Here is a 12678-nt window from a genome sequence, read left to right as displayed (position 1 = left end):
TAGCTCATAAATTTTACGTTGGCTTCGTTTCATAAGAAACGAATGTTTTATTGTTGACGTTTTGTTTGTTTAGTTTTCAAAGAACAAATTCACCAAAAGCGACTTTGTTAATATAACATAAATCATTATACCAAGTCAATACTTTTAATAAATAAAACCGCCATCTGCGAAAAGCTTTTTTTAATTGTTCCGCAGCGACGGTTATAAATATAACAAGGATTTGTAAAAAGGTCAATACTTTTTTTATTTTTTTAAGATAACTTTTTACTCGCCCGATAGCATCGATGAAAAACCCCTCGGCCCTTCGTGTCTATATTGACTACTTCAACTAAATGTCTGTCAATTAAGTACTCCAAGAGTACTGACATATCCACGGAATATGGCATTAGTTGTTTTTCGGAAACAATTTCATTAAATGTCCAGTAGTCTTTTTGACATAATACACTTAACAAGTGCTCTGAGCCCATACTGGTTCTTGAATGGATCAAAAACTCGCTGGCCAAGAATAAAAGCTCTAATCGCTTTTCAATAGGCTCTTCACTGTTAACGAGTTCTTCATATAATTTATATATTTCGGGTTCAATTATTTTAACCTGATGCCAAACCGTAAGTTCAGGGTGTAATCCATTATCGATCACCGCTAAACGTGCCAGATGATGGAGAGAATGAACTACGTGATTATAAGCATCTAAATATAGGTTTTGTTCAAATAGTGCCTTACCATCTACATAGCGGCGAATTAATTTAGAAAACTCTAATCCTAATTTAATCTTTCTCCCGTTAAAAGGAAACTCCTTGAGTTCTTTGATTAAGTTAGCTATGTATTCATTTCGATCGAATATTACTTTTGCATGGTGTAACCATTCAAAGATTTTTCGATTCGTTCCAAGCAAAATCCACTCCTGCACCTGGGCCTCAGTTACAATATGCATCGCCGCTTTTTTATCATCAAAAGTATAGTGCTTTATAAAAATTGGCTGCTCCGCTTCTTTTACAATCACTAATAAAATAACATCAAATGTATCGGTTGTTTGACTTGGCTTTTGTCTTTTTTCAACCATTAATACTCCGAGAGTATTTAATTGGCCTGCTCTCTCTTGGTAGATTGGCCGAAGAATGTCTTCCATTCATCCTACCTCCATTTTTATCAATAGGTTTATATGTTCGACAACAACGATAAAACTCCTTCAAAAAAAACAGACAACATTCGACATTCTTACTTTCATCCCTTTTCCATAAGTACTGCAAGTGTGGTATAGTTCTTTCTAGGAGGGAGTATGATGGCAAAAAACTCGAGCAAAATAAATAAAATTCGAACCTTTGCATTATCGTTAATTTTTATTGGATTTATCGTCATGTATGCTGGCGTTTATTTTCGGACTTCACCTATTATTATGACCATATTTATGCTTTTAGGTCTTGTTTTCATCATAGCCAGTACAATTGTTTATTTCTGGATCGGTATGCTATCAACTAAAGCAATCCAGGTAAGATGCCCTAATTGCGGAAAAACAACAAAAATACTTGGAAAAGTAGACATGTGTATGTATTGCCGAGAACCATTAACATTAGATGTAAATCTTGAAGGTAAGGAATTTGATGAGTCCTATAACCGAAAATCAAAAAAATAAAAGGATGACCGAAACTATTGAACGCAGATAGATTCGGTCATCCTTATTTCGATTATTGATGGCAAGGAGCAATCCACTATAAGAATCAACCCCTTCCAATTTTTAATGAACTTCTTTCCCAGAACATTCTGGACAGGTTCCATAAATCTCCATGCGGTGAGTAGAAACTTTAAAACCGGTAACATGTGCAGCAAGATGTTCAACTTCATCTAATCCTGGATAATGGAAATCCACTATTTTCCCACACTTTTCACAAATAACATGATAATGCTGTGTAGTAACAAAATCAAATCGGCTTGACGAATCTCCGTAGGTTAATTCCTTTACAAGGCCAACTTCACGAAATACACGCAAATTATTGTAAACTGTTGCCACACTCATATTTGGAAATTTGCCCTCTAATGCTTTATAAATTTCATCTGCTGTAGGGTGTGACATCGAGCTTATTAAAAATTCCAGTATCGCATGACGTTGTGGAGTAATTCGAACTCCTGTATCCTTTAAGGTATCCAACGCTTCTTTTAATTGATTCATCGTCATGCACCTCTTTTCTAAAATATATTCTTATATTATAATTGTTATAATTTATTTTACTAGGTATTTTGTACTTTTGTCAATATTGTTATACGGCAAACCCAAGCATTACTCTTTTATTACGAACAAGGATATTCATTCCATGATTTCTAAGTGATGCTTTATAACGTGTCCCTTTCCTTTCCTCTGATTTAAGCTAATCTCCCCCCTAACAAGAAATAAACTTGTTTGTATTTTATGATATACGTATTTAAAAATTTCTTACTCCCGAGATTTTTCATAATTTAGTTTCAGAAAAATCAGAAAAATCTTAATTTTATTCATGATACCATCATTCACATAGCATTTCTATCGTTTACAAAAAAAAAGAGGGTCACTATGGACCCTAAAAATTTTATCTGAGGAGGTATGCCCTAATAAAATGATATTCAATTCGAGCTTCGTTGCATTGGACAAAAGCCTTTTATTACTAAAATAGGCTGTAAAATATTAGAGGTTCTCACGAATGAAATTTAATGCTTCTTCCACATGACCTTTCACTTGGACTTTCCGCCAGACCTTTACAACTTTCCCTTGTTCATCAATGATGAAAGTTGACCTCTCAATCCCCATATACTCCTTGCCAAAGTTTTTTTTCAGTTTCCAAACTCCATATGCCTCCGCCACTTGATGCTCCAGATCGGCGAGCAATAAAAACGGCAAACCATATTTTTCTGTGAACTTTTGATGGCGGTCCACTGGATCTGGACTGATTCCTAAAATTACTGCATTTAATTCCGCAAATTGTTCATGCTTATCCCTAAAATCACATGCTTCTGTTGTACAGCCTGGAGTCATGTCTTTTGGATAAAAATAAAGCACAACATTCTTCCCTTTAAAATCGGTAAGTTTCACTTTTTCACCTGTTTGGACTTCTAACGCAAAATCAGGTGCTAGCGTTCCTACTTCTACAGTCATAATATCCACTCCATAATGAATTCATTTACATATAGACTAACCAAATATTATATCCAAAACAACCTTTCCGCATCGCTTTTTTATTCTTTATCAGACATGACTTTCGCAACAAAAGCTGCTGGCAATGTATAGCCAATTAAAGCCTCCGTTACGGCAATTAACCTACCAATCCCCTGTGGAATAACATCGCCATTGCCAACAGAAAAAAGCATCATAGCACTAAAATAAAAACTTGTTTCAAAGATATTCTTGTTCTCTCCACCTATTTCCTTAAGTACGGCCGTGCCCATTAACTCAAACAGCAAATATATCAGACCAAATCCAATAATGACGGATAAATAGCAAACCCCTAAATAAAAGAAGTTATCAACTGAAACTAATTTCCCTTTAATAATATTTGGTATAAACAATGTGCGAATACTCATGAATATACAAAAAATAACGATCACCAACAAAAAATAGAGCACCTAACCACCTCGTAGTTTCCTGTTAGTCTATTGTTATGCTGGCTTGGCCAATAAAATATCAAAACCAGACCCAATGGCCTGGTTTTAAATAAGTTTAGCTTTAATTTCCTGCCCCGCGGTACCGTTTTACTCCCTGGTTCCACAAGAGAATGGAAAGTGTGAAGAAAACAACGCCAATCAGAGGAGTTATTAATGAATAAAATAGTAATTCATGTCTTCCTAAAAAATAGGAAGCCGGGTAAACACCCACAAATGCAAACGGCAATATCCATGTTAATACAAAACGAATAATTTTATTATAAATATTAATCGGATAACGCCCGTAATTGCTAATATTATACATCATGGGCATAATGGAGGTACGGGCATCGGCCCAAAAGCTGATACACGCCAGAATAATAAATATCCCCCCATACACAAGGGCACCCCCAATAACAAAAATGATAAATAAAAACGGGTCATACCATGAAAGTGTAAGGCCCATCCGGCTTCCTGCATAAATCATAACCGCAATCCCGGTAATCGCCCCAAGCAGTCCCTCCAACTCCAGCCTTTCTAAAATAATCTGAAACAGGCTATGAATCGGCCTGGTCAATATCCGGTCCAATTCACCTTTTACAATATATCGATCGTTGAAATCCCATATATTAAAAAAGGCAGAAAAAACAGCATATGGGACTAAAAAAAATCCATAGATAAAGATAATTTCGTCTCGTGTCCAACCTCCCAAAAGATCCGTATGACCAAAAACAACTAAAATAAAAATAAGATTAACGGACTGTGAGAGTAAATCCGAGAAAAACTCAACTAATATATCTGTTCGATATTGAAGTCTTGTTTTCATATACTGTGACATATATTGAAATAACATAGTAACGTAGAACATGTTTATCCCCCTTGGATAACCATCTGTTTTTTCGCCAAATTCCAAAGCAATTGAATGGGCACTATTAAAATAAGAATCCAAATGAATTGCTGGCCGATTGCATAAACAGCATGTTGAGCAGTAAAACCTTTAGTAAAAATCATGCTGGGTATATAGCTAATTCCTTGAAACGGCAAGTAATTCATGACATTTTGCGCCCAAACAGGGAAGAAACTTATTGGCAAGATTAGTCCAGAGAACAAATCGATGATGACTCGTTTTGCTCTGATTAACCCAGAATTATTAAATAGAAAAAAGGTGGTTATTCCTGTAAGCAAATTGATCTGAGTGTTGATGAAAAAACTTAACAAAATGGAAATAGCAAATAGTCCCCATACAGCTATATCCCACGTTAGATGGATTGGAAAAATAAAATAGACAATGACAAGTCCGGGAACTGAGAATAGAAATAGACGAAATATCCCTTCTCCAAGTGCCTGCATCATTTTCATCACCAGATAGTTATAAGGCCTAATTAACTCTACCGCCACTCGGCCATCCATAATCTCCACTGCCATTTCCCGATCCAAATTATTAAAATAGAAGGCCCGGGCCATCCAAGAAATAGCGACATATGTGGTCATTTGGGCAATAGACAGTCCCTGAATTTGCTCTTTTCCTCCGTAAATCGCAGACCATAAAAAATAATAGGCCCCAATATTAATGCTATAAATCAAGATGCCCGTATAATAATTAGTTCGATAGGCGAGCATCATTAAAAAACGGATTCGGATCATTTCCAAATATTTATCCAAGCCTGACTTCACCCTTTTCATAGATATTTCGAATGATCTCTTCTGTTGAAGTCTCGTGGATATTTAAATCCTTGATTTTGTAAGCAGCGACTATTTGGGCGATTAGCTGTGAAATCAGCTCATCTTGATCCTCGATATAAGCAATGAAAACCTGTTCTTTTTCATCGTGTTCCCATTTAACGGGAAGACCAGCTGTAGCAGCCTTTACCGATTGCAAATCTACAGTCTCAAGAAACTGAAAATGCACTTCCTTCCCTTCCCCCCATGTTTCCTTTAAATGATGCAAAGCCCCATCATAGATGACTTTTCCTTCATCCAACATGATCACCCGTTCACAGAGAGCTTCGATATCCGAAAGGTCATGAGTCGTTAAAAGAATCGTGGTCTGATATTTTTCATTAATTTCTTTTAAGAATTCACGGATTTTCAATTTAACTAACACGTCTAATCCAATTGTCGGCTCATCTAAAAACAGCAGTGGCGGGTTGTGGATTAACGCCGCAGCTAACTCGCACCTCATCCTTTGCCCCAAAGATAGCTTACGGACAGGCTTATCCAATAATGGTTCGATATCCAACGTCTTGATAACATGATTCATATGATTGTCATATTGTTCATCCGATACTTTATATACTTTTTTTAGCAGGCGGAACGATTCTTGAACCGCAATATCCCACCATAATTGCGACCTTTGCCCAAAAACGACCCCAATGGTTTGAACAAATTTTTCCCGGTCTTTGTGTGGATTCATGCCATTTACCACAATATGTCCGGAAGTCGGTGTTAAGATTCCCGTCAGCATTTTAATGGTTGTCGACTTTCCGGCTCCATTTTCACCTATGTATCCGACCATTTCTCCTTGTTTTACCATAAAGTTAATGTCATTTACTGCCGGAATAATTTTTTCATTTCTAGTAAATAAATCCCGAAAAGCTCCCTTTAACCCTTTTCGGCTGGAGTAAACCTTAAACTCCTTGCGTAAATTTTTCACTTCAATTGCATTGCTCATTTGCGTACCTCCTGACGCTGCCCTAAAAATTTAGTTTAATCAAATTACCTCTGTAAAACAACCAGCAGGCTTTTAAAATAGAGGAAAAGGAAATAGTCGAAAAGTTGCTACAGGAAAAACGTGCTAAAATAGGATAGGAACAAATTGTTAGGAGGAATCATTGTGAAATTTGCCAATTCTGAAAGGTTACATAAAGAAGCATTGGAACATATTGTCGGAGGAGTAAACAGTCCTTCACGTTCCTATAAAGCAGTGGGAGGCGGCTCCCCCGTAGCAATGGAGCGGGCACAGGGCGCTTACTTTTGGGATGTAGACGGCAATCAATATATTGATTATTTAGCCGCTTATGGTCCAATTATTACCGGCCATGCCCACCCACATATAACAGAAGCGATTACACGGGCTGCAGAAACTGGTGTCCTATATGGTACACCAACACCTCACGAGGTAAAGTTTGCCAAAATGCTGAAAGAGGCAATCCCATCATTAGATAAGGTAAGGTTTGTCAATTCAGGGACAGAAGCGGTGATGACTACGATCCGCGTCGCACGTGCTTATACTGGACGTACAAAGATCATTAAATTTGCCGGATGTTACCATGGACACTCAGACCTCGTATTAGTTGCTGCGGGATCTGGTCCCTCAACATTAGGTACTCCAGACTCGGCCGGGGTACCTAAAAGTATTGCCGAAGAAGTGATTACCGTTCCGTTTAATACCATTGAACCATTTAAACAGGCTCTTGAAAGATGGGGAGAACAAGTTGCTGCGGTATTAGTAGAACCTATTGTCGGCAATTTTGGAATTGTTGAACCTAATCCTGGGTTTCTGGAGCAGGTCAATGAATTAACCCATCAAGCAGGTGCTCTGGTGATTTATGATGAGGTTATAACTGCTTTCCGTTTCATGTATGGAGGTGCCCAGAATTTATTGGGAATTACGCCGGATTTAACCGCAATGGGAAAAATTATTGGCGGCGGTTTGCCAATTGGTGCTTATGGCGGTCGAAAAGAAATAATGGAAACAGTTGCTCCGTTGGGACCTGCTTACCAAGCTGGAACAATGGCCGGTAACCCAGCTTCCATGCTTGCAGGGATTGCCTGTTTGGAGGTTTTAAAGCAAGAAGGAGTATATGACTATTTAGACCGGTTAGGAGCAATACTCGAGGAAGGTATCCTAGCAGCAGCTGAAGAATATGGCATTTCTATTACCATAAATCGTTTAAAAGGGGCTTTAACCGTCTTTTTTACTACTGAAAAAATTGAAAACTATGACCAAGCTCAGCATACTGATGGCGAAATGTTCGGCAAGTTTTTCAAACTAATGCTGCAACAGGGCATAAATCTTGCCCCTTCAAAATATGAAGCATGGTTTTTGACAATCGCTCATACGGAAGAAGATATTGATGCTACTTTAAACGCAGTCAGAAATGCATTTTCATTACTAAAAGAAGAATAAATATGCACATTTTATGCATTGGTTGGGAGTGGGAATCACTCCCAATATTTTTTTGGATTCAAATGAAAACGTTTACATTAATACCTTTTGGTGTTCCTTATGGCAGTTTTTTATTCATTATTTTCCATCCATTTTTTTGTATATTTATTTGATTTCTGAAAATTCTTATGATATTATTACATTATCTTTTTTGCATTGTAGCTTGAACTGTGGTAGTCCGACTAAAGTATGGTACATTTTCTAACTCATAATCAATTTTTCTAAATATAGTTTAATAGGAGGTGAAACGGCTTCCTAAGGTTCCCTAAAGAAGCCAAATATTTATGACCCAAAGATGGACCCCTTCCCAATTTAAAGATTTTCACAAGGACGAACATGATGCCTGTGGAATCGTAGCGTGCCTTGAAAAAAATAAGGTGCCTACTAGGAAAAATATTTTTGATGTTATTAATGCTCTTGTGACTATGAATCACCGCGCTGGATTTATTAACGGAGAAGGCGACGGAGTTGGGATTCACCTCGATATTCCAATTGAACTTTGGAAAGAAAAATTGCACAAGACCGGACTCGATATTCAATTAGTAGATCGAGAAGACTTTGCGGTTGGACATATCTTTATCAGCCAAAAAGTAGACTGGAAAACTACTAAACAAGAACTACAAGCAAAACTGGAAGCACACGAACTTGAGCTAATTTATGAAACAGATAAAGTAACCAACCCATCGGCACTTGGACCGATTGCCATCCAAGAAAACCCTGTATTTTGGCAATTTGCTTGTTTATCTGATAAAAGCGGACAGGAATTAAATAAAGTATTATTTGAAACGCTAGTTGATTTTGAGGCAAATGAACATGTTCATGTCGCATCACTAAGTCAAAATCACGCGGTATACAAAGTTATGGGTGCTGGGGATATCTTACCTCGGTATTACCAAGACTTAGCAAGTCCACTTGTTGCTTCAACCATGACACTAGGCCATAACCGTTATTCTACCAACACACTATCAAGCTTTTTCCGTGTTCAGCCATTCAGCGTTCTAGGTCATAATGGAGAAATCAATACGATTGCAAAACTTCGCGATGAAGCCAAACTGATTGGTGTTCCACTTGTAAAAGACGGAAGTGATTCCCAAGATTTAAGTAGAACAATGGAAACCTTGATTTGCCGTGATGGATATACATTGTTTGAGGCTATGGATTTATTATTTCCACCAATAATAAACGAAATAAAAAAGTATCCTGAGCATTTACAAGATTTATATACTTACCTTCGGGAAGCTTGGGGACATTTTGCTCAAGGTCCAGCTGGAATCATTTCCAGATACGGTGACGAAGCAGTATTTAGCGTGGATGCATTAGGTTTACGCCCGCTATGGATGCTGGAAACTGAAAGTTCCTATCTATTCTCTTCCGAACCAGGCATTATTCCTACTAGCGAGTATGTAAATGACCCTAAACCTTTAGCACCAGGAGAAAAGGTAGGATTTAAATGGAATGGCGATACATTAAAGGTTTTTGAACATAGCGAGTATCAAGAAGAAGTTTATAATCGCTTCTCACCTCGGCTGAATCTTAGTGAAGCAAGAGTTCGCTTGCAGCCGCCAGCTTTAAGTAAAACGGTTACCATGAATTATCCTGATAAAATTCATAACGGCCAATATAAAGCGTTTGGCTGGGAAAGAGACCATATTCAATTAATTGAACAAATGGCAGAAAAAGGGGTCGAACCAATCCGTTCCCTTGGACACGATGCACCGCTCGCAGCGTTAAATTCTGAGCGCGTAAATATTGCAGATTACATCAAAGAGAGTGTTGCCGTTGTAACAAATCCTGCGATTGACCGCGACCGGGAAACTGAGCATTTTTCAACCCGGGTGATTATCGGAAAAAGACCTGGCTTATTCTCCAAAGAAACAGCAGAAACGGTTTTAGAATTGACCACTCCCCTACTTTTAGAGGGTAAAGCAGGGTACAACTGTGCTGAAAGTTTAGGCCAGCCAAGCTTTGATCAAATTGTCCAATACTATCAAGACAAAAAATTAGCAGCCTATATTTCTATGACTTTCCAAAATGATGAAGGCATTGACCAGGCACTTGAAAGACTTGCAGTCGAAGCAGTTCAAGCGGTTAAAGCAGGTAAAGCATTATTAATTCTTGATGATGCTAAGGCACATCAAGTAGATTCCTATTGGATTGACCCTCACATGGTCACGTCAGCTATTGATCAGGCGCTCGTCAAGGCAGAACTAAGAAGAGACTGCTCTATATTATTACGATCAGCCGCCATCCGTTCCCTTCACGATATTATTACCGTATTTGGACTAGGTGCTGATTTAATTAGTCCTTATTATATGTTTTTGACTGTACTCAATGAGACTGAGAAACCATTAATCAATCTTTATAGCGCTCTGACAAAAGGTCTTGAAAAAGTTATCTCTACAATCGGAATTCATGAACTGCGTGGCTATGGCCGATTGTTCTCCAGCATCGGACTGCATGAGTCCATTGCCAAAATTCTCAATACAACCAACTTTTTTGGCTCAGATGAACTTGAAACAAATTTCGAGACTCTGAAAACTGACTCACTCAAGAGAGCAGAAGATTATAATAATGAAAAAGAACGGCTCGGAAAGACATTCCACCTCTTTCCTCGGATTTGGAAGGCAATCGGGGATATTGCAGCTACCGGAGATTATGGAGTTTACCGTGATAAAATTTCTGAACAAGAAGCGGAAAACCCTACAACAATCCGTCATTTAATTCGATTGAAGGCAAGCAATAATCAACTATCGCCAGAAGATGTCGATATTCGTGTTGGTGAACACGACCTGCCGTTTGTGATTTCATCCATGTCTTTCGGCTCTCAAAACGAAATTGCCTTCAGAGCTTACGCAGAAGGAGCTGACAGACTCAATATGGTCAGCCTCAATGGTGAAGGCGGCGAAATTAAAGATATGCTTGGCAAATATCCAAGAACCCGTGGGCAGCAAATTGCCTCTGGACGTTTTGGAGTAAATGCTGAACTTTTAAATTCTTCTAATCTATTGGAAATAAAAATTGGCCAGGGTGCCAAGCCTGGGGAAGGCGGTCACTTACCTGGTTCCAAGGTTACAGCAAAAGTAGCTGCAGCGCGTAATGCAACACTTGGATCCGATTTAATTTCACCGTCAAACAATCATGACATCTATTCTATAGAAGATTTAGCACAAATGATTCACGAATTAAAAACAGCTAACGACCAAGCAAAAATTGCTGTGAAAGTTCCGGTTGTACCGAATATCGGAACAATAGCAGTCGGTATAGCCAAAGCAGGAGCCGACATTATTACACTAAGTGGCTTTGATGGCGGTACCGGAGCAGCAAGAATTCATGCCTTGCAACACGTAGGTCTTCCAGTGGAAATTGGAGTTAAAGCAGCCCATAATGCATTACTAGAAAGCGGGCTGCGCCATAAGGTCGAAATATGGGCAGACGGCGGAATGAAGAGCGCAGTGGATGTTATCAAAGTCATGCTGCTTGGTGCGAACCGCATTGGCTTTGGAACACTTTCCATGCTGGCTATCGGCTGCACCACTTGCCGCGGCTGCCACTTAGATACATGCCATGTAGGTATAGCGACCCAAATTGAAACGGAAGCTCAGGCAAAAGACCATGGTCTCCGCCGATTTGTACCACGCCAATTCGAGGTTGCTGTACAAGGGATCATGAATCTATATACTGCTTTTGCAAAAGAGGTAAAAGCATTGGCAGCTTCACTAGGTATTCGTAACCTCCAAGAAGCAGTTGGGCGTTCCGATTTATTGGAGCAAGCATCAGGCGAACACAGGTTAAACCTTACACACCTGTTAAAGCCATTGGAAATTAGCCAATTTTCTAGGATGGAAACACCAAAATCACTTGAGCAAACTCAAATGCAGGTGGCAGCTGGTGCAGAATATTTGGATGCCAGTGTTGAGCAGTTGCATTCTTCTAGAGAATTTGTCAACGTCACATCTGAACAACGTGTGTTAGGCAGCCGAGTATCCTGCCACCGTGTTCGCGGCAGATTGGATGGTTCTTATAAACAACTTCCAAAAGTTCAGCTTAAATATAAAGAAGGCTCTATTCCTGGTAATGGCTTGGGCGCTTATAATAGTGAAGGAATCGAGATCACCGTTAACGGCGGCGGTCAGGACGGCGTGGGTAAAACTTCATTTGGCGGCAACATTTTTGTATTGAAATCTCAAGGCAAAAACGGCCGATTCTTAAATGGCTCTGTCGGCAAAGGCTTTGGTTATGGAGCTCAAAAAGGCCTTTTAGTTGCCCAAGGCAATGCCGATGCACGTGCTGGTATCCGTCTTTCAGGTGCCGACTTAATCATTGGCGGCCAAGTTAAAAAGCCAGTTACTGAAAAGGAAAATGGAAACCTTGGGGCCAACGCAAATATCAAAGGCTTTGCCTTTGAATATATGACAAATGGCCGTGGATTAGTATTAGGTGACCCAGGCCCATGGATTTGCGCAGGTATGACAGGTGGAGTGGTTTATGTCCGTTACCAGCCTGAAATGGGTTTAACAAAAGATGCTATCAGAAGAAGGATTGCCAAGGGAGCAAAGGTTTCTGTCGAAAACTTATCCGACAAAGGTAAACAAGATATTTACGAATTGCTTACCCAATATACTGATTTACTTGAACAAAATGGCCAGACTGGTGAAGCTGTACAACTGCGCAAGCTACTAAACAGTCCGGAAGATCACTTCATTCAAATTGTTCCAGTTAAGGAGCAAGCCGACCCATCAGTATCAACAGAATAATAAAGCATATCAGAGCATAACAAAAAAGCGCCCGCAGTTTATTGCGGACGCTTTTTCCATCTAGCCCTATGTGCCCAATTAGAGTTTTTCCTCCGTTTAAGGCAACTTTTAATGAATAAATACATATAATTTCTCTTGATTATATGCGT

10 protein-coding genes are annotated in these 12678 nt (G+C 39.0%); 3 read left to right on the top strand and 7 right to left on the bottom strand.

Annotated elements, in window-relative coordinates:
* Positions 1 to 251 precede the first annotated feature (251 nt).
* A complete protein-coding gene (locus BN2425_RS03340) occupies positions 252 to 1127 on the bottom strand; it encodes a nucleotidyltransferase-like protein (RefSeq protein WP_042455012.1) in 876 nt (291 codons plus the stop codon).
* 150 nt (positions 1128 to 1277) lie between these two features.
* On the opposite strand from BN2425_RS03340, the gene BN2425_RS03335 reads away from it, so the two are divergent.
* Positions 1278 to 1631 carry a YgzB family protein gene (locus BN2425_RS03335; RefSeq protein ID WP_042455010.1) on the top strand — a complete coding sequence of 118 codons (354 nt, stop codon included), beginning with the start codon at positions 1278 to 1280 and terminating at the stop codon, positions 1629 to 1631.
* 102 nt (positions 1632 to 1733) lie between these two features.
* Here BN2425_RS03335 and perR read toward each other — a convergent pair whose 3' ends face one another.
* The 6 genes from perR to BN2425_RS03305 all read right to left on the bottom strand — a co-directional run bounded on the left by perR (position 1734) and on the right by BN2425_RS03305 (position 6278).
* Complete coding sequence (gene perR, locus BN2425_RS03330) at positions 1734 to 2171, bottom strand: peroxide-responsive transcriptional repressor PerR (protein WP_042455008.1); 438 nt, start codon at positions 2169 to 2171, stop codon at positions 1734 to 1736.
* A gap of 483 nt (positions 2172 to 2654) precedes the next feature.
* Positions 2655 to 3122 carry a thioredoxin-dependent thiol peroxidase gene (gene bcp, locus BN2425_RS03325; protein WP_042455006.1) on the bottom strand — a complete coding sequence of 156 codons (468 nt, stop codon included), beginning with the start codon at positions 3120 to 3122 and terminating at the stop codon, positions 2655 to 2657.
* Positions 3123 to 3202: 80 nt separating this feature from the next.
* Entirely contained in the window at positions 3203 to 3532 is a 330-nt protein-coding gene (locus BN2425_RS03320; protein ID WP_319922063.1) for an ion channel, read from the bottom strand.
* Between the two features lie 157 nt (positions 3533 to 3689).
* Complete coding sequence (locus BN2425_RS03315) at positions 3690 to 4475, bottom strand: ABC transporter permease (protein WP_042455005.1); 786 nt, start codon at positions 4473 to 4475, stop codon at positions 3690 to 3692.
* 2 nt (positions 4476 to 4477) lie between these two features.
* Positions 4478 to 5269, bottom strand: a complete 792-nt coding sequence (locus BN2425_RS03310) for an ABC transporter permease (RefSeq protein WP_042455003.1) — start codon at positions 5267 to 5269, stop codon at positions 4478 to 4480.
* Positions 5262 to 6278, bottom strand: a complete 1017-nt coding sequence (locus BN2425_RS03305; protein WP_042455001.1) for an ABC transporter ATP-binding protein — start codon at positions 6276 to 6278, stop codon at positions 5262 to 5264. Before BN2425_RS03305 ends, BN2425_RS03310 begins: the two co-directional genes overlap by 8 nt.
* 162 nt (positions 6279 to 6440) lie before the next feature.
* Here BN2425_RS03305 and BN2425_RS03300 point away from each other — a divergent pair, with 162 nt between their 5' ends.
* The gene (locus tag BN2425_RS03300) at positions 6441 to 7736 is read left to right on the top strand and encodes a glutamate-1-semialdehyde 2,1-aminomutase (RefSeq protein WP_042454999.1); all 1296 of its coding nucleotides are present in this window, start codon (positions 6441 to 6443) and stop codon (positions 7734 to 7736) included.
* Between the two features lie 323 nt (positions 7737 to 8059).
* Positions 8060 to 12529 (top strand): glutamate synthase-related protein, encoded by a 4470-nt coding sequence (locus BN2425_RS03295; RefSeq protein ID WP_042454997.1) that lies wholly within the window; start codon positions 8060 to 8062, stop codon positions 12527 to 12529.
* Positions 12530 to 12678: the final 149 nt, after the last annotated feature.

Origin of the sequence: Neobacillus dielmonensis (assembly GCF_000612665.1) — a bacterium.
Taxonomy (GTDB): Bacteria; Bacillota; Bacilli; order Bacillales; family Cytobacillaceae; genus Neobacillus; species Neobacillus dielmonensis.
Note: the sequence above shows the minus strand (reverse complement) of the source record. Positions and strands in the feature narration are given on the sequence as shown.

What these genes read in the sequence shown, in the direction of transcription:
- BN2425_RS03340 (WP_042455012.1), bottom strand. Translation starts at nt 1,127, where the DNA reads ATGGAAGACATTCTTCGGCCAATCTACCAAGAGAGAGCAGGCCAATTA.
- bcp (WP_042455006.1), bottom strand. Translation starts at nt 3,122, where the DNA reads ATGACTGTAGAAGTAGGAACGCTAGCACCTGATTTTGCGTTAGAAGTC.
- perR (WP_042455008.1), bottom strand. Translation starts at nt 2,171, where the DNA reads ATGACGATGAATCAATTAAAAGAAGCGTTGGATACCTTAAAGGATACA.
- BN2425_RS03315 (WP_042455005.1), bottom strand. Translation starts at nt 4,475, where the DNA reads ATGTTCTACGTTACTATGTTATTTCAATATATGTCACAGTATATGAAA.
- BN2425_RS03335 (WP_042455010.1), top strand. Translation starts at nt 1,278, where the DNA reads ATGATGGCAAAAAACTCGAGCAAAATAAATAAAATTCGAACCTTTGCA.
- BN2425_RS03295 (WP_042454997.1), top strand. Translation starts at nt 8,060, where the DNA reads ATGACCCAAAGATGGACCCCTTCCCAATTTAAAGATTTTCACAAGGAC.
- BN2425_RS03305 (WP_042455001.1), bottom strand. Translation starts at nt 6,278, where the DNA reads ATGAGCAATGCAATTGAAGTGAAAAATTTACGCAAGGAGTTTAAGGTT.